This window comes from Dechloromonas hankyongensis, from assembly GCF_022012295.1.
Lineage (GTDB): Bacteria > Pseudomonadota > Gammaproteobacteria > Burkholderiales > Rhodocyclaceae > Azonexus > Azonexus hankyongensis.
Map to the genome: position 1 here is coordinate 47,091 of NZ_JAKLTN010000005.1, position 25,280 is coordinate 72,370.

Here is a 25,280-nt window from a genome sequence, read left to right on the forward strand (position 1 = left end):
CTGAATAATCATTCCGATAACCAAAACGGCTTCGCCAGCGGCGACGTCGAGCTGTACTGAATAATCACGAGGTAGAGATGGCAAAAACCGTTCTGGCAGTTGATGATTCCGCATCTATTCGACAGATGGTTTCATTTACGCTGAAGAGCGCCGGTTACGAGGTTGTCGAGGCAGTCGACGGAGTGGACGGGCTGGAAAAAGCCAAGACCCAGGCCATCAATCTGGTACTGACCGATCAGAACATGCCGCGCATGGACGGACTGACCCTGATCAAGAGCCTGCGCGGCCTGCCGCTCTATGCCTCGACCCCCATCCTGATGCTGACCACCGAATCCTCCGACACCATGAAGGCACAAGGCCGCGCGGCCGGGGCCACGGGTTGGCTGGTCAAGCCCTTCGATCCGCAAAAACTGATCGAAGTCGTGCGCAAGGTGATCGGCTAGCGTTTTGGCCGATCGACCCACATCAGGGTGGGAAGGTCGCATTCCATTTTCGGCTGCCCTCGCTTGGCGGCCGTGCTCCGGGGGGTAGCATGGCTATCGACATGAGTCAGTTTTACCAGGTGTTCTTCGAGGAATCGGCAGAACACCTGGCGGCTATGGAGAGCCTGCTGCTCGACCTGGATGTCGGGAATCCCGACGCGGAGCAACTCAACGCCATTTTCCGCGCCGCGCACTCGATCAAGGGCAGCGCCGGTACTTTCGGGTTCACCGATCTGGCCGAGACGACGCACATCCTGGAAAGCCTGCTCGACCGCATCCGCAAGCAGGAACTCGCCTTGCGTCCGGAGATGGTCGATGCCTGCCTGCAGTGCGGCGACCTGCTGAAGGGCATGCTCGGCGCCCACCAGGGGCAGGGCGCCGTCGATGTCGCGGCGGTCCAGGCGAATGGCGCCCGCCTGCGCGAACTGGCGACGGACCGTGCCGCAGCCGCTCCGCCGGCTGAACCGGTGGTGTCTCCCGCCGCTGCTGAGCCCGCTGAGACTGCGCCGCACGGCCAGCGGGTATTCGTCATCCAGTTCGTGCCGACCGAGCTTTCGGCCAGCGGTGATGGCGTCAACAACCTGCTCGAGGAGTTGAAACTGCTCGGCCAGTTGGAAATCGTTCGCCAGCCGGATACCGGCGTGCATAGCGTCGGTTTCTGGGAAGTGCGCCTGTGCAGCGATTTCGGCCAGGAAGCCTTTACCGACCAGATCGATTTCATTGCCGACAACGGAGCCTGGCGGGTACTCGAGAGCGCGCCGGAAGGCGAGCCGGATGAAAAGCCATTCGGCCTCTTTGCCGATGCGCCGGGTGCCCCGGTCGAAGAGGCTGCCTATGGTCTTTTTGAGCCGAGCGAATATGCGGATGAGTCGGGCGCCCCGCCGACGCCGGCCGACGACGAGGCGTATGGCTTCTTCGCGCCCCTGCCGCAGGTCGCCGCTTTTACCGCTGCGGCCGACGACAGCTACGGATTTTTCGAACCGCTACCTGGGCCAGTGGCGCAGCCGGTGAGCGAACCAGCGGTGGCGACACCCGTGGCTCCTGAAGGTCGTGCCGGGGCCGACGTTGCTGTTGCCGAAAAGCCGCCGGCCGGAATGCGAGGCCGTCAGCCTCGCTCGGCGTCTGATGCGTCCATCCGCGTCAGCGTGGAAAAGGTCGATCAGCTGATCAACCTGGTCGGTGAACTGGTCATCACCCAGGCCATGCTGCTGCAGACGGCGGGGCAAATGCAGGACAGCGCCCCGGAGCGTTTGCTCAACGGCCTGACGCAGCTGGAGCGCAATACGCGCGACCTGCAGGAATCGGTGATGTCGATCCGCATGCTGCCGATCTCCTTCGTCTTTTCGCGCTTTCCGCGCGTCGTTCGCGATTTGTCGGCCAAACTCTGCAAGCAGGTCGAATTGAAGACCTCGGGGGAAACGACCGAGCTGGACAAGGGGCTGATCGAACGGATCGCCGATCCGCTCACCCACCTGATCCGCAACAGCCTGGACCATGGCATCGAATTGCCCGAGCAGCGCGTCGCCGCCGGCAAGAGCCCTGTCGGGACGATCACCCTGAAGGCCAGCCACCAGGGGGGCAATATCGTCATCGAGGTCGGCGACGACGGCGCCGGCCTGTCGCGCCAGCGGATATTGGCCAAGGCCCGCGAGCGCGGCTTGCCGGTTGCCGACCAGATGAGCGACCAGGAAGTCTTCGCGCTGATTTTCGAAGCCGGGTTCTCGACGGCCGAGCAAGTGACCGACGTATCGGGACGCGGCGTGGGCATGGACGTCGTCCGCCGCAATATCCAGTCCATGGGCGGGCGGGTCGAGATCGACTCGATGCCCGGCATCGGGACCCGCATGACGGTCCGCCTGCCGCTGACCCTGGCCATACTCGACGGCATGTCGATCGCCGTCGGCGAACAGACCTACATCATGCCGCTATCCCACGTGGTGGAGTCTTTCCAGCCGCGCCCTGGCGAGGTTAAGACCCTGTCCAACCAGGCACGGGTGATCCAGGTGCGGGGCGACTATCTGCCAGTGCTCGCCCTGCATGAGCTGTTCAATATCGAGTCCCCGGCGGAAGATTTCGCGCAAGGCATCGTGGTCGTCGTCGACGCCGACGGCATCAAGGCGGCGCTGTTCGTCGATGCGCTGCTCGGTCAGCACCAGGTGGTGATCAAGAGTCTGGAGGCCAATTACCGGCGGGTGCATGGCATTTCGGGGGCGACCATCATGGGCGACGGCCAGGTGGCGTTGATTCTGGATCTGGTGGCGATTGCCGGCCTGGCCCGGAGCAGTGTGCAGAGAGCCGGCTGACGGCGGAAGCGAGGAGCAAGACATGGAAACGACGACGCAAACCACCAGTGCCGCGCCGGAAGGCGATCTGCCGGCCAGCGAGTATCTGACCTTTACGCTGGGCAGCGAGGAGTACGCGATCGATATCCTGAAGGTCCAGGAAATCCGTGGCTACGAACGGCCGACCCTGATTGCCAATACCCCGCCTTTCATCAAGGGGGTGATCAACCTGCGCGGCACCATCGTCCCCATTGTCGATCTGCGCATCAAATTCAATCTGGGCCGCATCGAATACACCCCGTTCACCGTCGTCATCATCCTCAATGTGGCCGGGCGGGTGATCGGTACGGTGGTGGACAGCGTTTCCGACGTCATTGCCCTGACCCGCTCGCAGATCCGCCCGGCCCCTGATTTCTCGGGCAGTTTCGATACCCAGTACATCCTCGGTCTGGCCACCCTCGACGACCGGATGATGATCGTGACCGACATCGAGCGTCTGATGACCAGTGCCGACATGGAGCTGATCGACAGCGCCGCGGCATGATGGCCCCGGATGCGGACAAGCGCCTGGACAAACGGCACCGCGCAATATCTCGTGAATGGAATCTTCTGGCATGAAATCGGAAAAGCTGGCCCACAAATTTATCGGTCTCGGACTCCTGGCGGCGATTGCCGTGGCGGTGCCCATGGTACCGTTGATCAACGGCTTCAACGAACAGATCGGCCTGGTCGCCAAGGAGCGGGCCGGCGTCGCGGTGCACAAGGAGTTGCGTCTCGTTCTGCAGGACGCCCAGCGACATCGCGGCGCAACGACCTCGCTGCTGCTCGGCAAGCCGGAATTCAAGGAGCGGGCGGATAGTGCCCGGGCCGGGGTTGATGCAGCCATCGCCAATGCCGACGCGGTGATCACGGCGAGCCAGGAGAAAATCGGCGAACTGGCTGGTTGGCGCGACTTCAAGGCGGGTTGGCAACGCCTGAAAAGCGAATATTCCGGCCTCGCCGCGCCGGAAAACAGCCGCCGCCATACCGAGCTGATCGTCCACCTCATGGGCCTGATGGACCGGACGGCCGATCAGTCCGAGCTGGTCCTCGATCCCGAGGCGATCAGCTATTTCGCCATGGACCTGGCCGTCTTGCAGGTGCCGCACGTCACCGAGCGCATGGGCCAGGCCCGGGCGCTTGGTTCGGTGATCCTGTCCAGCAAGCTGCTGACGCAGACGCAGCGCGACGCGCTGATCGACGGCTTCTCCGAAATGTCGCTGCGCCAAAAGCAGATCCTGGCCGATGCCGGCAAGGTCTTCGCCGAGGATGCCGGTGCCCAGGCGTCGCTGGCCGGCGTCTTCGCCGAGGCCAAGGGCGGGCTCGAAGCCTTTGCTACCAACATTCAGCACAACATCCTCCAAGCCGAGGCTCTGGCTTACGACCCGGCCCGTTATTTCGACGAGACCACCCACAGCATCAACGCCCTGTTCAAGCTGTACGACAGCTCGGCGCATTACCTCGACCAGACTCTGTTGCAACGGAGCGAACGGATCCGCAGCCACCGCCTGACGGTCCTCGCCATATCCTTCGCCCTGATCGGGCTGGTGGCGCTTGTCGGCTTCGTCATCCTGCGCCGGGTGAACCGCTCGGTGGTGGAGGTTTCCGATGCCCTCGACCAGATCGCCGGCGGGCGCCTGGATGTCGCGCTGAATCCCCGCAGCCATGACGAAATCGGCCATATGGTCGACCGCCTGGCCGAGATGCAGACGCAGCTGCACAAGCGCCTGGCGGCCGAGCACGCCGCGGCCGATGCGACCTTGCGCATCAAGGTGGCGCTCGATGTCAGTTCGAACAACGTGATGGTTGCCGACCCGGATGGCCAGATCATCTATTGCAACGCAGCAGCCTTGGCCATGATGCGGGCGGCGGAGAACGATATCCGGCAGCAGCTGCCGGACTTCCGCGCCGATGCCATTCTCGGCTCCGATTTCGATCGCTTTTACCAGAGCCTCAGCCAGCAGCAAAATTCGCTGGCCGGTCTACGCGGCAGCCAGCGCGCCGTGCTGAATGTCGGCGGCCATCATTTCAATCTGGTGGCCTCGCCCATCATTAATGAACGCGGCGAGCGTCTGGGTACCGTGCTCGAGTGGCTGGATCGCACACCCGAGGTGCTGGTCGAGCAGGAAGTGGAAGGCATCATCCAGGCGGCCGTGGCCGGCGACTTCAGCAAGCGTCTCGACAGTTCGCGCATGAACGGCTTTTTCAAGCAACTCGCCGAGGGGGTTAACAGTCTGCTCGAAGCCAATACACGGGCGCTGGAAGATATCGGCGCCATGTTCGCGCGCCTGGCCCAGGGCAACCTGACGCAGAAAATCGACCACGACTATCAGGGCATGCTCGGGACCTTGAAGAGCGACGCCAATGCGACGGTCGATCAACTGGAGCAGATCGTTTCGTCGATCCAGGAAGCGACCGAGGCGATCACCAATGCCGCCGAGGAGATTGCGGCCGGCAACCAGGATCTGTCGGGGCGTACGGAAGAACAGGCGAGCAGCCTGGAGGAAACGGCGTCGAGCATGGAAGAGCTGACCGGGACGGTGAAACAGAACGCCGACAATGCGCGGCAAGCCAAGGAACTGGCCGGCAACGCGCAACAGGTGGCGATCAAGGGCGGCGAAGTGGTCGCCCAGGTGGTGGACACCATGAGCGCCATCCATCAGTCGAGCAACAAGATCGCCGACATCATCGGCGTCATCGACGGCATCGCCTTCCAGACCAATATCCTGGCCCTCAACGCTGCGGTTGAGGCGGCGCGGGCCGGCGAACAAGGGCGTGGCTTCGCCGTGGTGGCGACCGAAGTGCGCAATCTCGCCCAGCGCAGCGCGGCGGCCGCCAAGGAAATCAAGGGGCTGATCTCCGACTCGGTGGACAAGGTCGAAACCGGCAACCGGCTGGTCGATCAGGCTGGGCGGACGATGGAAGAAGTGGTCGGCAGCATCAAGCGGGTGGCGCGGATCATGAGCGAAATTGCCGACGCCAGTCGGGAACAGACGGCGGGGATCGAACAGGTCAGTCAGGCGGTCAGCCAGATGGACGAAGTGACCCAGCAGAATGCCGCGCTGGTCGAGCAGGCGGCGGCTGCGGCGGAAAGTCTGGAAGAACAGGCGCACAACCTGGCCCAGGCGGTGGCCGTCTTCGTGCTCGGCGACAGACCGGAAGCGCCGCAGCGGCCAGCGATCGGCGCGCCGGCACGCTTCTCGCGGACGCCGTCCCGTCCGGCCTTGCCGCACCATCAGCCGGTTCGTCTGGGGGCGCCGGCTATTATGGCCAAAACGCTGGCGGCGAGCAGCCGCGACGACGATGAGTGGCAAGAATTCTAAGCAAAATATCGATAGCGACAGCAAATCGAGCATGGAGACAGCATGAGAATCAACCAGCCGGTCAGCGACCGGGAAGTGGTGTTGCGACCCGAGACCTTGATCGTCTCGAAAACCGATCTCAAGGGGGTGGTCACCTACATCAACCGCGACTTTGTCGACATCAGCGGATTTCCCGAGGCCGAGCTGCTGGGTGAGTCCCACAATATCGTCCGCCATCCGGACATGCCGGGCGAAGCCTTCGCCGACCTGTGGCGCGATATCAAGGCGGGCCGGCCGTGGACCGGCATGGTCAAGAACCGCTGCAAGAACGGCGATTTTTACTGGGTCGAGGCGACGGTGACGCCGACCCGCGATGCCGGCGGCAATATCGACGGCTATATGTCGGTTCGCCGCATGGCCACCGCTGAGAAAATCCAGGCCGCCGACCAGGCCTACCGGCTGCTCCGTGAGAGGCGGGCCGGCAATCTGCGCATTCGCCATGGTGCCGTGGTCAAGGGGGGCTTCCGGGGGCTGGTCGATCTGAGCCTAAAGGCCCGGATGATGGGCGGATTCGGCGTCATGCTGCTGGCGCTGTTCACTGTTGCCATTCTGGGTTCCTGGGGCATGGCGCGTACCGCGGACCAGGTCAAGGGACTCTACGAGCGCCGGGTGGTTCCGCTACAGGAAATTGCCGTCATCGGTAGGCTGATGGCCGACAATCGGGCTCAGCTGCTGGCCGCCCTGCAGCATGATCCCACCAGTCCCTACGTCAAACCGCAGGACCATGCCATTGACAGCCATCTGGCGGCGATCGACCGGAACGTTGCCGCCATTGCCGAACATTGGGCGATTTATCGCCGGCATGTCGATAGCGCCGAGCATGGTCGGCTGGCCGACGCCTTTGATGCGATGCAAAAACGCTTTATCGCCGACGGACTGCTGCCGGCCCGGGCCGCCTTGGCCGACGGGCGGTTCAGCGATGCCAACGATATCCGGCGTCTGAAGTCCGACCTGGCCTACGTCGACGTCTCGCAGGGCATCGACAATCTGCTCCGGCATCTGAACGAGGGGGGCGAGCAGCAGGTCAGGCTGGCCGACGAGGCGTTCGAGACGGCGCGCCTGTGGATGCTCCTGGCCGGCCTGCTGGCGGCGGTGTTCGGCATCGCGATCGCGCGCCAGCTGGTCCGCGCCGTGACGCAGCCGATTGCCGAGGTGGTTGCCACGTTCCAGTCGCTGGCGCGCGGCGACTATACCCACAACGTCGATACCACCCGCAACGACGAGATGGGCAAGGTCTTGCAAGGCCTGCAGGCGATGCAGATCCAGCAGGGCTTCAATGTCGCCGAGGCGGAGCGGGTAGCCAACGACAACCTGCGCATCCGCAGCGCGCTCGATTGCGTGTCGGCCAATCTGCGCATCGCCAATGACGACGGGGTCGTTCTCTATGCCAACAAGGGCCTGCTGACCACGCTGGGCCAGATCGAATCTGGGCTGCGCGAGCAGGTGCCGGGCTTCACCATTGACGGCTTCGTCGGCAGCAATATCACCGGCTTCTACGCCGATCCGGCCGCGGCGCTCCGCTCTTTGCGCGAACTGCAGGGGACCCGGCAGAACGAATTGATGCTCGGCGGGCGCATCTACAACGTGATCACCAATCCCATCGTCAACGAGCGTGGCCAGCGCCTGGGCACGGTCGGCGAGTGGGTGGACCGGACGGCCGAACTGAATGCCCAGCATGCGGTGGCTGAACTGATCCACAAGGCGGCGGCCGGGGATCTGGCGGCGCGGCTCGATACGGCCAGCCTCGAAGGCTTCTATCGCGAGTTGGGGGGCGGCATCAATCGCCTGCTCGAAACCAGCGGCAACGCCATCGCGGCGATTGCCGAAATTCTCGGCCGGGTCGCCGCGGGCGATCTGACCCATACCGTCGAAGCCGAGTTCCAGGGGACCTTCGGGCAGCTCAGGGACGACGCCAACAGCACCGTTCGCCGCTTGCGGGAGGTGGTCGGCGAAATCAAGATGGTTACCGATTCCATTAATATCGCCGCCCAGGAGATCGCCTCGGGCAACCAGGACCTGTCGGGGCGTACGGAAGAACAGGCGAGCAGCCTGGAGGAAACGGCGTCGAGCATGGAAGAGCTGACCGGGACGGTGAAACAGAACGCCGACAATGCGCGGCAAGCCAAGGAACTGGCCGGCAACGCGCAACAGGTGGCGATCAAGGGCGGCGAAGTGGTCGCCCAGGTGGTGGACACCATGAGCGCCATCCATCAGTCGAGCAACAAGATCGCCGACATCATCGGCGTCATCGACGGCATCGCCTTCCAGACCAATATCCTGGCCCTCAACGCTGCGGTTGAGGCGGCGCGGGCCGGCGAACAAGGGCGTGGCTTCGCCGTGGTGGCGACCGAAGTGCGCAATCTCGCCCAGCGCAGCGCGGCGGCCGCCAAGGAAATCAAGGGGCTGATCTCCGACTCGGTGGACAAGGTCGAAACCGGCAACCGGCTGGTCGATCAGGCTGGGCGGACGATGGAAGAAGTGGTCGGCAGCATCAAGCGGGTGGCGCGGATCATGAGCGAAATTGCCGACGCCAGTCGGGAACAGACGGCGGGGATCGAACAGGTCAGTCAGGCGGTCAGCCAGATGGACGAAGTGACCCAGCAGAATGCCGCGCTGGTCGAGCAGGCGGCGGCTGCGGCGGAAAGTCTGGAAGAACAGGCGCACAACCTGGCCCAGGCGGTGGCAAACTTCCACCTTGGGGACGACAGGCCGGCGCCGCGCCTGGCGGCACGCGATGCCGTTCGGGCTGTGCCACGCCCGGCTCGGCGGCCATCGCCGAACCCCGAACGCAACGACGCCAGGGCCGTACCGGCGTTACCGACCAGCCTCGACGATGAGTGGGAAGAATTCTGATTATGAGTGATCTGCGCAAACCTGTTCCGCCCTCGCCGCCCTCGCCGCCTTCCCGGCCGTCATCGCCGCTGGTCCCGCCGCCGCGCGATAACGCCATACGGGAATTCGCCTTCTCGACGGCCGATTTTGACCGGGTTCGCCAGTTGATCTACAAGCATGCCGGGATATCGTTGTCGCCGGTCAAGCAGGACATGGTGTACTCGCGTCTGGCGCGCCGCTTGCGGGCCACCGGCAAGCAGACCTTCGGCGAATATCTCGATGCCCTGGAAAAAAACGGCGGCGATGAATGGGAGCGTTTCGTCAATTCGCTGACCACCAATCTGACCTCCTTCTTCCGCGAGCCGCATCATTTCCCGATCTTGGCCGAGCACCTGCAGAAGCTGGGCAGCCGCCGCCCGGTGCGGGTCTGGTGCTCCGCCGCATCGACTGGCGAAGAGCCGTATTCGATCGCGATGACGGTGGCCGAAACTTTGGGCAGCAATTGCTCGCATGTGTCGATCGTCGCCTCCGACCTCGATACCAATGTGCTGGCCACGGCGCAGAAAGGCGTCTATTCGGCCGATCGGGTCGAAAAACTTTCGCCCGAGCGCTTGCGCCGCTTTTTCCTGCGCGGTGCCGGGGCCCAGGAAGGCTACGTCTCGGTGCGCCCGGAATTGAAAAACATGATCCAGTTTCAGCGCATCAACCTGCTCGATCAGAATTACGCGGTGAAAGGTCCGCTCGACGTCATTTTTTGTCGAAACGTCATGATCTACTTCGACAAGCCGACCCAGTACAAAATACTGTCGCGCTTCGCTCCGATGATGCAGCCGGATGGCCTGATGTTCGCCGGGCATTCGGAAAGTTTCCTGCATGCCGCCGACCTTTTCAAATCGCTGGGCAAGACGGTCTATGCCCTGGCCCGGGCGCGATAGGGGAAAGGCTCGGTGCACCACGCCTACGACGAAAGTCTGTCCAACAACCGTTACTTCGACCGCAAGTTCGGGCTCGAAGCGGCCAAGATTCTGCCCGGCGAGTATTATGTTTCCAACCAGGACGCTCTGCTCGTCACTGTGCTCGGGTCGTGCGTCGCCGCCTGCATCCGCGATTGCGAGTCAGGCATCGGCGGTATGAATCACTTCATGCTGCCGGACGACGGAGGACGCGATGTCATCGCCACCTCGGCGCGCTATGGAACCTACGCCATGGAAGTCTTGATCAACCACCTGCTCAAGCTCGGTGCGCGGCGCAATCGCCTTGAAGCCAAGGTGTTCGGTGGTGGCGCCGTGCTGCCCAGTCTGACCAGCAGCAACGTCGGCGCACGCAATGCCGAATTCGTCCTCGATTTCCTCAAGACCGAAAAAATCCCGATTGTCGCCAAGGACTTGCTCGATTCATACCCGCGTAAAGTCTACTATTTCCCGCTGAGTGGCAGGGTCCTGGTCAAGAAGCTGCATCGTGTTCATAACGACACTCTGTTCAGTCGGGAAAACGACTACAAAGCCAGGTTGTCCGGTTCGTCGCTGGCCGGCGAAGTCGAGTTGTTCATTTAAACCGCTCGCCGCCCAACCCCGATATTTGTCTTGACGAGATACATGCCGCAAAAGATTCGAGTCCTGGTGGTCGACGATTCAGCCCTGATGCGTGGCCTGCTGAGCCAGATGCTCGGCTCGGTCCCCGATCTCGAGGTTGTCGGCGCCGCGCCGGATGCGGCGACGGCGCGCGAGATGATCAAGTCGTTGAATCCGGACGTGCTGACCCTCGACGTCCAGATGCCCAGGATGGATGGTCTGGAATTTCTCGAGCGCCTGATGCGCCTGCGTCCCATGCCTGTGGTCATGGTCTCTTCCCATACCGAGGCCGGATCGGAAACTACTTTGCGGGCGCTTGAACTGGGCGCCATTGATTTCATCGGAAAACCGCGTTCCGATGGTGGAAGGAGCATGGACAGCTATGCGGAAGAACTTGTTGAAAAAATACGCGCCGCCAAGGCTGCGCGTTTGCGTCGTCCGATGACCACCTCGCCAGCCACATCGTCGCCGAAGCCTGCCGCCATCCCGAGGAACGGGCCGAGTGCCACCGGCAGAATTGTTTTCGTCGGCGCGTCGACCGGCGGGACGGAGGCGATCAAGGATTTCCTGCTCGGTATCCCGGCCGACTGTCCGCCGATCCTGATCGTCCAGCACATGCCGGTGGCGTTTACCGCTTCCTTTGCCCGGCGCCTGGACGGTCTCTGCGCGCCGCGCGTCATCGAGTCGCAAGGCAACGAAAAAGTGGAGCCGGGCACCGTGTATATTGCTCCCGGCCATTCGCATCTGCAGATCAAACGCTCCGGCAACGGCTATCTGACTGAATTGACGGCCAGCGAGCCGGTCAACCGGCACCGTCCGTCGGTCGATGTACTGTTCGATTCGGCGGCCAGTGTGGTCGGCAAAAAGGCCATCGGGGTCATCCTGACTGGTATGGGCAAGGATGGCGCACAAGGGCTGCTCCGCATGCGCCAGGCCGGGGCCCGGACTTTCGGACAGGATGAAGCCAGTTGTGTCGTCTATGGCATGCCGCGGGAGGCCTATCTGATCGGCGGCGTCGAGGAACAGTATGCCCTCGATGAAATCGCCCGGCGGGTGGTGGTGGCGGCCGCCGCGGCCTAGCGCTGGCTGCGCAGGACAAGCTTGTCGACTATGGGTAAAGTATTAAACTAATGAGAAATCTGGTTTTTGGATAGGAATACGCATGCAAGCAAGCATTCTCAATGAATCCGGCAAGGCAATCATCAAGCTGACGGGGCGTTTCGACTTCAATACGCACCGCGAATTCCGTGCTGCCTATGAGCCCCTGGTCGGCGATGCCGCCGTTGGCTCGGTGGTCGTCGATTTCTCCGGCGTCGATTACCTCGATAGCTCGGCATTGGGTATGTTGTTGATGTTGCGCGACAAATTGGGCGGCGCCAATAAAGAGGTGGCGCTGGCCGGCGTGCGTGGCAACGTAAAACAGGTGCTAGATATTGCTAATTTTGGTAAATTATTTCAGATTTCCTAAATGTTCTGTTCGGTGGGCCACTCCTACGGTGATAGCCTGCCTGCTGCTCTAGGGAGAAGGACTTCGTTGCTGTGGTGTTTCGCGGCGGAAGAACGGCCGGGAAACTGCGGAAGTAACGCGCGAGAGGAATGCAATGTCGGAATTGTTGAAGAATATTGATGCACGGACCAAGTTGGCTGGTACCAACAAACTGGAAATCCTGCTCTTTTTCTTGGGTGTGGACCAGCGTACCGGTCGTCGGGAAACCTATGGCATCAATGTCTTCAAGGTCCGGGAAGTCATGCGCACGCCAGCCATCACGGCGGCGCCGGACATGCCGGCTTCGGTCGAGGGCATGGTCAGCCTGCGCGGCGCACTGGTTCCGGTGATTGATCTGGCCAAATATTCGGGCATTACCTCCGATACGCCGCGCGAGATCATGATCGTTACCGAGTACAACGCGCGGACCCAGGGCTTCCTGGTCGAGGGGGTGGATACCATTCTGCGCCTGGACTGGAGCAAGATGCGCGTCCCGCCGGAGATGCTGACGGCGCAGACCGGCGGTCTGGTGACCGCGGTGACCGAGCTCGATGACAATCGTCTGGTCATGATGATGGACGTCGAAAAGGTCTTGTCCGAGACGACCAACATCGACAACGAAATCATGTATCGCAGCGTGATTACGGTTAATCGTCCCGACTGCACCGTTTTCTATTGCGACGACTCCAGCGTCGCCCGCAAACAGATCGAGCGTACCTTGGCCGCCATGGGCGTCAAGGGCGTGTCGGCAGTGAATGGCCGGCAGATGTGGGAAGAGATGGACAAGGTGGCCAATTACGCCCAGTCGATCGGCCAGCCGGCGTCCTCCATCATCAACCTGGTGCTGACCGATATTGAAATGCCGGAAATGGACGGCTACATCCTGACCAAGAAAATCAAGTCCGACCCCCGATTCAATGGCGTTGCGGTGGTGATGCATTCCTCCTTGTCGGGGATGTCGAACCAGAAGCTCGGCTTGTCGGTCGGCGTGGACGAATACGTACCCAAGTTTGAACCGCAACGCCTGTCGGAAACCCTGGCCCGCCGCCTGGGTGTCGACACCTCGCGGCCCAGCTTGCCTTGAGAGAGCGGGAGTAAAGATGGACCTCGTCGAAAACAAGAACCTGCTGGACAGCGTCGATGCCCGGACGCGCCTGGCCGGTTCCAACAAGATGGAAATCCTGCTGTTCTCGCTGGGGACGCGCGAGATATTCGGTATCAATGTGTTCAAGGTCCGCGAGGTGGGGCGTACTCCCCATATCACCAAGACCCCCAACATGCCACGCGGCGTCGAGGGACTGATTTCCCTGCGCGGCAATGTCATTCCCGTGCTGTCGCTGGCGCCGTTCCTGCAGTTCGACACCCAGCCCGAACGCGGCAAGACCATGATGGTCGCCGAGTATTCCAAGCGCACCCTGGGCTTTCTCGTGCACGATGTCGACCGCATCATCCGCGTCGACTGGGAGCGCGTGAAGGCGCCGGAGAGCGTGCTGACGGCCAACCAGGGCCTGATCACCGCGGTCATCGAGTTGGAAGGTGGCGGTCTGGTCTCCATCCTCGATGTCGAGCAGATTCTGGCCAATGCCTTTGGCGAAGCTATGATCGTCGATATCCAGCCGGCCCGCGTCGATCCGGAGACCAGCGTGTTCTTCGTGGACGATTCGAGCGTCGCCCGGCGCAAGATTTCCGAAGTGCTCGACAAGCTGGGCGTCCGCCACAAGCATGCGACCAACGGCATGGAAGCCTGGACGCGTCTGCAGGGGATCGCCGCGCACACTATGCAGATGGGGCGAAATATTCGCGACGACGTGCGCCTGATACTGGTCGATGCCGAAATGCCGGAAATGGACGGCTATGTCCTGACCAAGAACATCAAGTCCGACCCCCGCTTCGAAGGGGTGCCGGTGGTCATGCACTCATCCCTGTCGTCGGAAGCCAATCGCGCAATGGGCAAGTCAGTCGGTGTCGATGCCTATGTCGCCAAATTTGATGCCGAGGCGCTGGCCGATACGTTGCGCCCCTTGATTGAACGATAACAAATAGAGCTCCTGGAGTAGTAGATGGCTGATCCCAAAATGAGATTTCTGGTGGTGGATGACTTCTCCACGATGCGCCGTATTGTCCGTAACCTTCTGAAGGAACTCGGCTATACCAACGTCGATGAGGCCGAAGACGGCGCCATTGCCTTGCAGAAGCTGCAAGCCGGCGGTTTCGAGTTCGTTGTGACGGACTGGAACATGCCGAACATGGATGGCCTGACCCTGCTGCAGACCATCCGGGCAACGCCGAGTCTCAAGCATTTGCCGGTTCTGATGATCACGGCGGAAGCCAAGAAGGAAAACATCATTGCCGCTGCGCAGGCCGGTGCTAGCGGTTATATCGTCAAGCCATTCACGGCGGGTACTCTTTCCGAAAAGCTGAACAAGATTTTCGAAAAGATGGGTCAGGCGTAAGGGGAAATCATGTCTGCCAGTAACGATTCCGCCGATCTCGAAGCGCTGTTCGACTCGGTCTCCGCGACCTTTACGCCCGCCGCACCGGCCCCTGCCCCGAGCCCGGTTCCCGCCGCCACGGCAGCTGCTGATGGCGATTCGGACGATCTGCAAGCCCTGTTCGATAGTGTCGCGGCCGAAACCGTGGCCGCCCAGCCTGCTCCCGATGAGTCCCCGGCACAGGCAGGCGAGGATTGGTCAAAACAGGAGGCCGTGTTCAACCGCATCGGCCATATGGCTCGGAGCCTGCATAACACCCTGAGGGAATTGGGGTATGAAAAGCTGGTCGAGAAGACTGTCTCTGCCTTGCCGGATGCCAAGGATCGCCTTGCCTATGTGGCGAATCTGACCGAGCAGGCCGCCTGCCGGGTGCTGAACGCCACCGATATTGCCGGCCCGCTGGTCGATGATATCGAGAATGCTGCCGGCGCCCTCGGGGACCGCTGGGACAAGGCTTTCGCCAATCAGCTGGGCGTCGCCGAATTCAAACAGTTGGCCGAAGAAACGCGGACCTATCTGAAAGAACAGCTGCCCGCCAAAACGCGCGGGACGCACGCCCAGCTCACCGAAATCATGATGGCCCAGGATTTCCAGGATCTGACCGGGCAGGTCATCAAGAAGGTCGTCGCGCTGGCGCAGGAGCTCGAAGCCGGTTTGTTGGGGACGCTGATCGACGTGCTGCCGGAAACCCGGCGTACTGAAGAAGTGGCCAGTTTGATGAATGGCCCGGTGGTCAACGCCGAGGGGCGTACCGATGTCGTGGTCAACCAGGAGCAGGTGGATGACCTGCTCGATAGCCTCGGATTCTGAGGAGGGGCACTATGAGCGACTTTAGCGGAATGGAAGATCTGCTGCAGGATTTCCTGCAGGAGGCGAGTGACCTGTTGTCGGATGTCGATAACAAGCTGGTCGATCTGGAAAAAATGCCGGACGATCGAGGGTTGCTCAACGATATCTTTCGCGGCTTTCATACCGTCAAGGGCGGAGCGGGCTTCCTCAATGCGACGGAACTGGTCACCCTGTGTCACCTGACCGAAAACCTGTTCGATCGTTTGCGCAATGGCGAACTGGAACTCAATCCGGAGCTGATGGACGTCATCATGGCGGCCACCAAGGGGGTCCGCGAAATGTTCGGCGAACTCGGCCAGATGGTTCAGCCGCAGCCGGCCGATCCGATGGTAATCGCCGCCCTGCAGGGCGCCCTCTCCGGCGAGGCGCCGGTTGCCATGGCCGCGGCGCCCGCTGCGGCGGTGCTGGCCCCGGCGGACGCCCTGAGCGGAGCGCTGAACGAACCGGACTGGAATGCCTTGCATGCGGCCGTCACCGGCCAGCCGGTGGCGGCCGTGGCGACACCCGCTGAAGTGATTCCCAAGGCGGAGGCCATTGCCGTTACGCCGGCCGCGGCCCAATCGGGGGCACCATCGCCTTATGGGCGGCGTGCGGCCGACCGGCCGGGCGGGCAGCCGACCAATGCGCGGCGGGCCGAGGAGCGGGTGCGCGAAAACACCATCCGCGTCGATACCTCGCGCCTCGATCAGGTTCTAAACCTGTCCGGCGAAATCGGCCTGACCAAGAATCGGCTGACCAGCTTGCGTGCCGACATCCTGGCTGGCAAGAACGATTCCGAAACGCTGCATGCCCTCGACCAGGCGGTCAGTCAGCTCGATCTGCTGGTCTCCGACCTGCAGAATTCGGTGATGAAAACCCGGATGCAGCCGATCGGTCGCCTGTTCCAGAAATATCCGCGTATCGCCCGCGACCTGGCACGCCAGTTGGGCAAGGACGTCGAACTGGTGCTGGCCGGCGAGGAGACCGAGGTCGACAAGACCATGATCGAGGATCTCGCCGATCCGCTGATCCACCTGATCCGCAATGCCGTCGATCATGGTGTCGAGATGCCGGCCGAACGCCAGGCTGCCGGCAAGCCGCCGAAGAGCTTGGTGCGCCTCGAGGCGCGTCAGGAAGGCGACCACATCGTCCTGATCATTGCCGACGACGGCAAGGGCATGAGTGCCGAGCGCATTCGCGCCAAGGCCATCGAGAAGGGGCTGATTTCCGAGGAAGAGGCGAATACGCTGGATGAGCGGCAGAGCCTCAACCTGATTTTCCTGCCGGGGTTCTCGACCAAGGCGCAGATTTCCGATGTGTCGGGACGTGGCGTCGGCATGGATGTGGTGAAGACCAATATCCAGAAGCTGAATGGTTCGATCGAAATCCGTTCGGAACCGGGCAAGGGCTCGGTTTTCATCATTTCCCTGCCGCTGACCCTGGCTATCCTGCCGGTGCTGCTTGTCCTGCTGGGCGACCAGCCGTTTGCGCTGCCGCTGTCGATGGTCCGCGAAATCCTCCCCATCGAACAGAGCCGGATACAGGAGGTGGGCGGCAAGGAAACACTGGTCGTTCGCGGCGAAGTGCTGCCGGTCATCACGTTGTCGCGCATGCTCGGCTGGCCGCTCGACCACTATCCCGAGTACGGCGTCTTCATGCAGACCGCCGAGCGCAGCTTCATCCTCGGCGTGGACAGCTTCGCCGGCCGCGACGATGCGGTGATCAAATCGCTCGAGGATTTCCGCCCGAGAGGGGTTGCCGGGGTGACCACGCTGTCCAATGGGCAGATTGTGCTGATTCTGGACATGAAGGAGTTGCTGGCCGATCTCGGGCAGCATGCCGACATCGGATCGGGTGTTCGGGCGCTCGACTTCGCCTGATTCACGTTTCAAGTCAACGAGTTGGGAGGGGGCTGCGGCCCCCTCTCTGTTTTTGGATGTTTACTCTGTTGTCATGTGCTTGCGTCCGGCATCTAAGAAACCAGCTAAAAAAAGCGGTGTACCTATTTAATTTTTTTGGTTTTTTCCTATAATAGCCACAACATCAATTGACTGTGGCCATGGCGGAAGACAGCGACCTCGATAAAACCGAAGAGCCTACTGGTAGGCGAATCGATCAGGCCCGCGAGCAGGGGCAGGTCCCCCATTCCCGTGAGTTGGGTTCTTTCCTTATATTGATCGTTGCAAGCGCCGGGTTTTGGATGATGGGTGGCTGGTTTGCCCAACGCGCCATGGCTATCGTGCGGAAGGGGTTCGCTATCGAGCCCCAATATGCGCGCGAGCCCGCGTTGATGCTGCCGCGCCTGGGCGAGATTTCCTGGGATGCGCTGGTTGTTTTTTCTCCTCTGTTCGGTTTGTTGTTGGTTGCCGCTATCCTGCCGCCGTTTTTCATGAATGCTTGGATTTTCTCCACCAAGGCATTGGTGCCCGATCTTAGTCGTTTGAATCCTTTGACGGGGCTGGGGCGGATGTTTTCCTGGAACAGCCTGATGGAGCTTGGAAAGGCTGTGCTCAAGGCGCTGTTGATCGGTGGCATTGCGGCCATGCTCATCTGGAAGGAGCGCGACGAGATTTTCGGCTTGCTGGCGGAGCCGCTCGAGCTTGGTTTGGCGCACGCCGGTCATCTGGTGACCTACTCATTCATTATTCTTGTCGCGACGCTGATCCTTCTGGTGGTCGTCGATGTGCCCTTCCAGTTCTGGCAATACTTCGACAAGCTGAAGATGACCAAGGAAGAGGTCAAGCAGGAACTGAAGGAAATGATGGGCGATCCGCACGTCAAGGGGCGTATTCGCAGCCTTCAGATGCAGGCCGCACGGCGTCGCATGATGGCGGCCGTTCCCCAGGCAAATGTGATTGTGACCAACCCTACCCATTACGCGGTTGCCCTGTCCTATTCTGCAGGCATGTCGGCCCCGAAGGTGGTCGCCAAGGGGGTAGGGGCCGTTGCGCTGAAGATACGGGAGTTGGGTGCGGAGCATTCCGTACCCCTGTTGGAGGCGCCGCCCTTGGCGCGAGCGCTATACAAACACGCCGAACTCGATGCCGAGATCCCCTCCGCCCTGTATAACGCAGTCGCGGAGGTTCTTGCTTATATCTACCAGCTTGCCAATTGGCGGCAGGTCGGTGGGGCCTACCCAGTCCAGCCGCGTGATTTGCCTATCCCGCCGGAACTTGTGCCGGAGGCTACGTAAATGGCCGCAATTTCTCTGGGAGTGCAGAACTTTCTGGGGCGCCTCAACGTTACCCAACTTGCGGCACCGATTCTGATCCTGATGATCCTGGCAATGATGGTGCTACCGTTGCCAGCGTTCGTGCTCGATCTGCTGTTTACCTTCAATATCGCCATTTCCGTCCTCGTCTTGCTGGTGGCGGTGAATACTCAGCGCACCCTCGAGTTTTCCGTTTTCCCTGCTGTGCTGCTTGTTACAACCTTGCTTCGTTTGTCGTTGAACGTGGCCTCGACCCGCATCGTCATGCTCCAGGGGCATACTGGTCCCGATGCGGCCGGTAAGGTGATTGAAGCGTTCGGGCATTTCCTGGTTGGCGGCAATTTTGCAGTAGGCATCCTGGTATTCCTGATCCTGGTGGTGATCAATTTCGTTGTTATTACCAAGGGCGCCGGACGAGTAGCTGAAGTTTCCGCGCGGTTCACCCTGGATGCGATGCCCGGCAAGCAGATGGCGATCGATGCCGACTTGAATGCCGGATTGATCGGCGAAGAGGAGGCGCGCAAGCGCCGCTCCGATATTTCACGCGAAGCCGAATTCTTCGGTTCGATGGACGGTGCGTCGAAATTCGTACGGGGCGATGCCGTTGCAGGCATCGTCATCATGTTGCTCAACGTTGTTGGCGGTCTGATTGTCGGTGTTGTTCAGCACAACATGGAGTTGGGGCTGGCGGCGAAGAACTACACCCTGCTCACCATCGGCGACGGCCTTGTTGCCCAGATCCCAGGCCTGATCATCTCGATTGCTGCCGGTATGGTAGTGACCAGAGTGTCCGATGACCGTGATATCGGGCAGCAGGTGATCGGGCAGATGTTCCAGAACGGCCGGGTAGTCGCCATCACGGCCGCAATCGTCGGTTTCCTCGGCCTGATTCCCGGTATGCCCAACGTGGTATTCCTGCTCTTGGCTGGATTGCTGGGCTGGTTTGCCTGGAAGATGATGGAGAAGGAAAAACACGCTGTGGCTACCCCGGTACAGGTTGCACCCGCGCCGGTTCAAGAGGCGATGGAGGCCACCTGGAATGATGTCGCACCGCTGGATGTGCTTGGTCTTGAAGTCGGTTATCGTCTGATTCCCCTCGTCGATAAGTCGCAAGATGGCGAGTTGTTGCGACGGATCCGTGGCATCCGCAAGAAGTTTGCGCAGGAGGTCGGTTTCCTCGTTTCCCCTGTGCATATCCGGGATAACCTGGAATTGAAACCCAATGCCTATCGAATTCTGCTCAAGGGGGTAGAGGTTGGCGTAGGCGAGGCGTATGCCGGTCAGTTCTTGGCAATCAATCCGGGCCGTGTTGCCGGGACGCTCAATGGTACGGCGACGACAGATCCCGCCTTTGGTCTGCCTGCGATCTGGATTGACGCCAGTCAAAGGGATCAGGCCCAAGCCTACGGTTATACCGTGGTCGATGCCTCCACTGTCGTGGCGACGCATCTAAATCACCTGATTCTTACCCACGCATCCGAACTTCTGGGGCGTCAGGAGGTTCAGCAGTTGCTCGAGCATCTCGGCAAGGAAATGCCGAAATTGGTCGAAGACCTCGTGCCCAAGGTTCTGCCGCTGGGTACCTTGCAGAAGGTGCTTCAGGGTTTGCTTGATGAAGGCGTTCATATCCGCGACATGCGGACGATTATCGAGACGGTGGCCGATCACGCGATGCGAACGCAGAACGCCGACGACCTCATCATCCAGGTTCGCAACTCGCTGGGTCGGGCCATTGTGCAGCAACTGTTCCCCGGGACCGGCGAAATGCAGGTCATGTCCCTCGACCCGACATTGGAGCGCCTCTTGTCGCAAGCAGTGGCTGGTGGCTCGGAAAACACCAGTTTTGAACCCGGTCTTGCCGATACGCTCGTCCGTGAAACGGCTTCTGCTTCGGAACGTCAAGCGAGCCTCGGGCTCCCTGCAGTCTTATTGGTTCCGGCCAGCTTGCGTCTGCTGCTGTCCCGGTTCCTGCGCCGAACCATTCCTCAACTCAAGGTGCTTTCCCATAACGAAGTGCCTGAAGCTCGAATTATCAAGGTGACCTCGATCATCGGAGGTAGAACATGAACGTCAGAAAATTCATCGCCGCCAACGCAAGGGATGCCTTGAGGAAGGTAAAGGAGACCCTGGGCAACGACGCGATCATCCTCTCCAACCGTGGGGTTCCCGGTGGGGTGGAGATCATGGCGGTAGCCGCACGGGACATGGCCATGATCGCGCCCACACCGGTCGCTGAGAGTGCACCGGTCCAGCGGCCGCAGCCAGTGGTGGAGCCAGATGACGATTACCGTGTGGTGCTCAATTCGGCGCGCGCTCGTATTTCGCAGCCGGTGCCGCCGCCGGCCGCGGTTCGGCCGGCCCCCGTTATGCAGCGCCCGCCAGTGAATCACGCCATTCCGCAGAGAGCAGCCGGTCCGGTCAATGCCGGCATTCCGAAGAATGGTGCATTGCGCAATCTGGAAATGGCTCGCCCGCAGCAGCCGGTAGCCCCGCGCCCGGCCGTCGCACCGGCGCCGGCCATGGCTCCAACTCCCGCTCCGCAGGCGGCGGCCCCGGCGCCGCGCCGGCCGGAGGCGGAGGTCGTGCCGATGGAGGTCATGGAGGAAATCCGTTCGCTGCGCAAGATTGTCGAGCAACACTTGGCTGGCTTCGCTTGGGGGGAAGTTGCCCGCTCCGAGCCGGTGAAGACAGATATCCTGCGCCAGATGCTGGACACCGGTTTCTCGCCGCAATTCGCCCGTGACCTGCTGACTGACCTGCCGCCGGAAATGAACAGCATCGAGGCCATGGCCTGGGTCAAGGGGGCGGCCGATCGCTCGTTGATGACCTTGGGCAACGAAAACGATATCGTCGACCGCGGTGGTGTGTACGCATTGGTCGGTCCGACCGGCGTCGGCAAGACGACGACGACGGCCAAGCTGGCTGCGCGCTGCGTCTTGCGCCACGGCCCGAGCAGGGTCGCGCTGGTGACCACCGACGGCTACCGGATCGGCGCCCACGAACAACTGCGCATCTACGGCCGCATCCTCGGGGTGTCCGTCCATCTGGTCAAGGATGCCGTCGAACTGCGCCAGACCCTGAACGAACTGCAGCACAAGCACATGGTGCTGATCGATACCATGGGCATGAGCCAGAAGGACAAGCTGGTTCCCGAACTGACCGACATGCTTGCCGGTTGCGCTGTCCAGCGCCTGCTGCTGCTCAATTCGACGTCGCGCGGCGATACGCTGGACGACGTGGTGCGGGCCTATGCCGGCGATTCGCTGGCCGGCTGCATCCTGACCAAGATCGACGAGGCGGCGAGCCTGGCGACGGCGCTCGATGTCATCATGCGCCAAAGCCTGAAGCTGCTGTACGTGTCGAACGGGCAGCGTGTTCCGGAAGATATCCATCTGCCCAATCGCAGCTATCTGCTGCATCGTGCCTTCAAGGACGTGCCGGAAAGCTCGCCGCACAAGTATGACGGTATCGAACCGGCAATGATGATGGCCAATGCCGGCATGGTTGCCGTCGGAGGACGCCGTGGCTGATTTCCGCGTCGATCAGGCCGCCGGCCTGCGGCGTCTGCTCGGGGGCGGCCACCAGCTGCAGGTGGTCACCTTCGTCGCCGGTTGCGAAGGGGTCGGCCGCAGCGTGGCCGTGGCCAATATCGGCGTGGCGCTGGCCCGTCTCGGCAAGGAAGTGCTGATCATCGACGAGCATGCGCCGGGCGACGATATCGCCTCGACCTTCGGCCTGATCGCCCGTAACGACTTGCTGAACGTCGTGCAGCGCGAAGTGCCACTATCCCAAGTTCTGCTACAGCCGATGCATGGTCTGCGCGTGTTGCCGGCAGCACGTGCGGTGAAGAAACTGGGCCGCCTGTCGCTGCACCAGCAGCAGACCCTGCTCGACGCCATGTCCGGCCTCGAGCGCCCGGTGGACGTTATCCTGGTCGATGCCAGCACGGCGCATCCGCATGGCTTTTCGCCTTTCGGCGTGGCAGCCCAGGAGGCGGTGGTGGTCTTGTCGGGCAGCAGCGCGTCGATCACCGAAGCCTATTCGCTGATCAAGAAGGTCAGCCACGCCTTTTCGCGCCGGCATTTCCGCATCCTAGTGAACAAGGTGCGCAGCCAGCCCGATGCCCGTTCGATCTTCGACAATATCGCCCAGGTTGCCGCCCAGCGCGGTATCGCCCGTCTCGACTACGCCGGCGCCATTCCGCTCGATGATTCCCTGCGCCAGGCCGCCCAGCTGTGCCGGCCGGTCCTGATCCAGGCACCGGATTCAGCCGCCGCGGCGGCATTCCGCGACATCGCTTCCGACATGCTGTACTGGCAGCGCAGCGAGAGCGAAGCGGGTGGAGTCGAGCAATTCATGCAGCAACTGCTACACTTGAGCCAACGCATAACTCCCAACGTACTTCGAGCTTGATGTATACCGCTGCCGGGCAGCCAGACAGGGATCAGTTGGTTCAGCGCTTCGTGCCGCTGGTGAAACGTATTGCCTATCACCTGATGGCGCGCCTTCCGCCCAGTGTGCAGTTCGACGATCTGGTGCAGAACGGGATGATCGGCCTGCTCGATGCGATTGACCGTTTTCAGGAAGGCTTCGGCGCCCAGTTTGAAACCTATGCCACGCAGCGCGTGCGCGGCGCCATGCTCGACGGCTTGCGCGAGAACGACTGGCTGCCGCGCAATCTGCGCCGCGAATTGCGCCGCATCGAGACGGCCATCAACCAGCTTGAACACGAGCATGGCCGTGTCCCGTCCGAGCGCGAACTGGCCGACGCCCTCGGGATGTCGCTGGCCGATTACCAGAAGACCTTGCAGGAGGCCCGTGGCCACCAGCTGGTCTATTTCGAGGACATCTCGGGCGACGGCGAGGAAGACTTCCTTGAGCGCCATCTGACCGACAATGACGCAGACCCGGCAGCCATTCTGGAAGACCGCGGCATCAAGGCCCTGCTGGTTACCGCTATCGCGCAATTGCCCGAGCGAGAAAAAATGATGATGGCCCTGTATTACGAGCAGGATCTCAATCTGCGCGAAATCGGCGAGGTCATGGGCGTCACCGAGTCGCGAGTCTGCCAGCTGCACAGCCAGGCGGTGGCCCGGCTGCGCGCCCGCATCGTCGGCGAGGTGCCGCTAGCCGCGAAGCGCCGCAAGGAGAAGGTGCATGGATAAGATCAGCCTGGCTGGTCTGGTCATCGGTCTGTTTGCCATCATCGGCGGGCAATATCTCGAAGGCGGCAGTGCGGGTTCGCTGGTCCAGCCGACGGCGCTGCTGATCGTCCTCGGTGGCACGCTGGGGGCGGTGCTGCTGCAAAGTCCGATCCACATCTTCCGGCGCGGCATGAAGATGGCGAAATGGGTGTGGGTGCCGCCGGTAATCGAACAGAAGCGGCTGATCGAGCAGATCATGCTGTGGAGCCAGCTGTCGCGGCGCGAAGGCTTGCTCGCCCTGGAAAACCAGATGCCGCGGGTCAAGGACGAATTCGTCAAGCGCGGCCTGCAGTTGCTGGTGGATGGGGCCGATCCGGAGCGGATACGCGAATTGCTCGAAGTCGAGATCAATACCTTCGAGGATGAGTGGCGCCAAGCGGCAAAGATCTGGGAGTCGGCCGGCGGCTATTCGCCGACCATCGGCATTCTCGGGGCCGTCATGGGGCTGATCCACGTGATGGAAAACCTGTCGGATCCGACCAAACTCGGCGGCGGCATTGCCGTGGCGTTTGTCGCGACCATTTACGGTGTCGGGCTGGCCAACTTGGTGTACCTGCCCATTGCCGGCAAGCTCAAGTACTACATCGGCCGCATGGTGGCTACCCGCGAAATGCTGATCGACGGCCTAGTCGGCATCGCCGTCGGCGACAATCCGCGCATCATCGAAGGCCGCCTCAAGGGCTATCTGCACTGATGGCGCGTCGTCGTCGCGAAGATGAGCATGAGAACCACGAGCGCTGGCTGGTTTCCTACGCCGACTTCATCACCCTGCTGTTCGCCTTTTTCGTGGTGATGTACGCCATTTCGTCGGTCAACGAGGGGAAGTACAAGGTTCTCTCCAACTCGCTGACCAATGCCTTCAACAACAAGACCGCCGAAACAGGCGGGCAGCCCATCGCCGTCATCCAGGGGGCGCCCCTGATGCCGGTCAAGCCGATTGCCAAGCCGGACAAGCTGGCCGACCAGAAGAAAGAAGAAAAGAAGAACGAGCAGCGGAAGAAGATGAAGAATGTCGCCGACGACATCAAGAATGCCCTGCAACCGCTGATTGCTCAGGGGAAGGTCAAACTGCTCGAGACCAGCCGTGGCGTCACCATCGAAATCAACGACAGCATTCTTTTCCCGGCGGGGCAGGCGCGATTGCAGTCCGCGTCGATCAACGCCATGCTGGCAATCGCCCAGGTTCTGGCCACTTCGGACTTTCCGATAACGATCGAAGGGCATACCGACAATGTACCGATCGCCACGGCCCAGTTCCCGTCCAACTGGGAGTTGTCAGCCATGCGGGCGACAACGGTGCTGCGCCTGTTCAACGATGGCGGCGTTGGGGCGGAGCGCCTGACGGCGATCGGCTACGGAGAGACTCGACCTATCGAAACCAACACGACAGCGGAGGGCCGGGCGCGTAATCGCCGGGTAAGCATCCTCATCGATTCGGCTCGCCCGGAGGAGCCGACGGAAATCGGCTCTGCGCGGGGCAATTAGGCGCCA

21 protein-coding genes are annotated in these 25,280 nt (G+C 61.7%); all 21 read left to right on the plus strand.

Translation table 11 applies throughout. From position 1 onward, the window contains the following. The first annotated feature begins 77 nt into the window (after nucleotides 1–77). The 21 genes from LZ012_RS17570 (at nucleotide 78) to motD (ending at nucleotide 25,274) form a co-directional block, all read left to right on the plus strand. Nucleotides 78–443, plus strand: coding sequence for a response regulator (locus LZ012_RS17570; protein ID WP_275712204.1), 366 nt, complete (start codon nucleotides 78–80; stop codon nucleotides 441–443). A 101-nt stretch (nucleotides 444–544) separates the two neighbouring features. Next, nucleotides 545–2,785 carry a chemotaxis protein CheW gene (locus LZ012_RS17575; RefSeq protein ID WP_275712205.1) on the plus strand — a complete coding sequence of 747 codons (2,241 nt, stop codon included), beginning with the start codon at nucleotides 545–547 and terminating at the stop codon, nucleotides 2,783–2,785. A gap of 22 nt (nucleotides 2,786–2,807) precedes the next feature. Then, nucleotides 2,808–3,308, plus strand: a complete 501-nt coding sequence (locus LZ012_RS17580; protein WP_275712206.1) for a chemotaxis protein CheW — start codon at nucleotides 2,808–2,810, stop codon at nucleotides 3,306–3,308. 70 nt (nucleotides 3,309–3,378) lie between these two features. Then, nucleotides 3,379–6,126 carry a methyl-accepting chemotaxis protein gene (locus LZ012_RS19750; protein ID WP_338033174.1) on the plus strand — a complete coding sequence of 916 codons (2,748 nt, stop codon included), beginning with the start codon at nucleotides 3,379–3,381 and terminating at the stop codon, nucleotides 6,124–6,126. A 42-nt stretch (nucleotides 6,127–6,168) separates the two neighbouring features. Continuing rightward, nucleotides 6,169–9,018 (plus strand): methyl-accepting chemotaxis protein, encoded by a 2,850-nt coding sequence (locus tag LZ012_RS17595; RefSeq protein ID WP_275712207.1) that lies wholly within the window; start codon nucleotides 6,169–6,171, stop codon nucleotides 9,016–9,018. A gap of 2 nt (nucleotides 9,019–9,020) precedes the next feature. After that, the gene (locus LZ012_RS17600) at nucleotides 9,021–9,932 is read left to right on the plus strand and encodes a CheR family methyltransferase (RefSeq protein WP_275712208.1); all 912 of its coding nucleotides are present in this window, start codon (nucleotides 9,021–9,023) and stop codon (nucleotides 9,930–9,932) included. A 12-nt stretch (nucleotides 9,933–9,944) separates the two neighbouring features. Continuing rightward, nucleotides 9,945–10,550, plus strand: coding sequence for a chemoreceptor glutamine deamidase CheD (gene cheD / locus LZ012_RS17605; RefSeq protein WP_275712209.1), 606 nt, complete (start codon nucleotides 9,945–9,947; stop codon nucleotides 10,548–10,550). Between the two features lie 42 nt (nucleotides 10,551–10,592). After that, entirely contained in the window at nucleotides 10,593–11,648 is a 1,056-nt protein-coding gene (locus tag LZ012_RS17610) for a protein-glutamate methylesterase/protein-glutamine glutaminase (RefSeq protein WP_275712210.1), read from the plus strand. 82 nt (nucleotides 11,649–11,730) lie between these two features. Further along, nucleotides 11,731–12,036, plus strand: coding sequence for an STAS domain-containing protein (locus LZ012_RS17615; RefSeq protein ID WP_275712211.1), 306 nt, complete (start codon nucleotides 11,731–11,733; stop codon nucleotides 12,034–12,036). Nucleotides 12,037–12,169: 133 nt separating this feature from the next. Further along, complete coding sequence (locus tag LZ012_RS17620) at nucleotides 12,170–13,138, plus strand: chemotaxis protein (RefSeq protein ID WP_275712212.1); 969 nt, start codon at nucleotides 12,170–12,172, stop codon at nucleotides 13,136–13,138. Nucleotides 13,139–13,154: 16 nt separating this feature from the next. Further along, nucleotides 13,155–14,090, plus strand: coding sequence for a chemotaxis protein (locus LZ012_RS17625; RefSeq protein WP_275712213.1), 936 nt, complete (start codon nucleotides 13,155–13,157; stop codon nucleotides 14,088–14,090). 24 nt (nucleotides 14,091–14,114) lie between these two features. Continuing rightward, nucleotides 14,115–14,507, plus strand: a complete 393-nt coding sequence (gene cheY / locus LZ012_RS17630) for a chemotaxis response regulator CheY (RefSeq protein WP_275712214.1) — start codon at nucleotides 14,115–14,117, stop codon at nucleotides 14,505–14,507. Nucleotides 14,508–14,516: 9 nt separating this feature from the next. Next, the gene (gene cheZ, locus LZ012_RS17635; protein ID WP_275712215.1) at nucleotides 14,517–15,356 is read left to right on the plus strand and encodes a protein phosphatase CheZ; all 840 of its coding nucleotides are present in this window, start codon (nucleotides 14,517–14,519) and stop codon (nucleotides 15,354–15,356) included. A gap of 11 nt (nucleotides 15,357–15,367) precedes the next feature. Then, entirely contained in the window at nucleotides 15,368–17,254 is a 1,887-nt protein-coding gene (locus LZ012_RS17640; RefSeq protein WP_275712216.1) for a chemotaxis protein CheA, read from the plus strand. A gap of 179 nt (nucleotides 17,255–17,433) precedes the next feature. Further along, nucleotides 17,434–18,567: a flagellar biosynthesis protein FlhB gene (flhB, locus tag LZ012_RS17645; RefSeq protein WP_275712217.1), complete on the plus strand. Its 1,134-nt coding sequence runs from the start codon at nucleotides 17,434–17,436 to the stop codon at nucleotides 18,565–18,567. Continuing rightward, nucleotides 18,568–20,652 carry a flagellar biosynthesis protein FlhA gene (gene flhA, locus LZ012_RS17650; RefSeq protein WP_275712218.1) on the plus strand — a complete coding sequence of 695 codons (2,085 nt, stop codon included), beginning with the start codon at nucleotides 18,568–18,570 and terminating at the stop codon, nucleotides 20,650–20,652. Next, nucleotides 20,649–22,115 (plus strand): flagellar biosynthesis GTPase FlhF, encoded by a 1,467-nt coding sequence (flhF, locus tag LZ012_RS17655; protein WP_275712219.1) that lies wholly within the window; start codon nucleotides 20,649–20,651, stop codon nucleotides 22,113–22,115. Before flhA ends, flhF begins: the two co-directional genes overlap by 4 nt. Beyond that, the gene (locus LZ012_RS17660; protein WP_275712220.1) at nucleotides 22,108–22,998 is read left to right on the plus strand and encodes a MinD/ParA family ATP-binding protein; all 891 of its coding nucleotides are present in this window, start codon (nucleotides 22,108–22,110) and stop codon (nucleotides 22,996–22,998) included. The genes flhF and LZ012_RS17660 overlap by 8 nt, the downstream gene beginning before the upstream one ends. After that, complete coding sequence (locus LZ012_RS17665) at nucleotides 22,998–23,750, plus strand: RNA polymerase sigma factor FliA (protein WP_275712221.1); 753 nt, start codon at nucleotides 22,998–23,000, stop codon at nucleotides 23,748–23,750. The genes LZ012_RS17660 and LZ012_RS17665 overlap by 1 nt, the downstream gene beginning before the upstream one ends. After that, on the plus strand, nucleotides 23,743–24,483 hold the full coding sequence (locus LZ012_RS17670) for a flagellar motor protein (protein ID WP_275712222.1): 741 nt from the start codon (nucleotides 23,743–23,745) through the stop codon (nucleotides 24,481–24,483). The genes LZ012_RS17665 and LZ012_RS17670 overlap by 8 nt, the downstream gene beginning before the upstream one ends. Continuing rightward, nucleotides 24,483–25,274, plus strand: coding sequence for a flagellar motor protein MotD (gene motD, locus LZ012_RS17675; RefSeq protein WP_275712223.1), 792 nt, complete (start codon nucleotides 24,483–24,485; stop codon nucleotides 25,272–25,274). The genes LZ012_RS17670 and motD overlap by 1 nt, the downstream gene beginning before the upstream one ends. Nucleotides 25,275–25,280 lie beyond the last annotated feature (6 nt).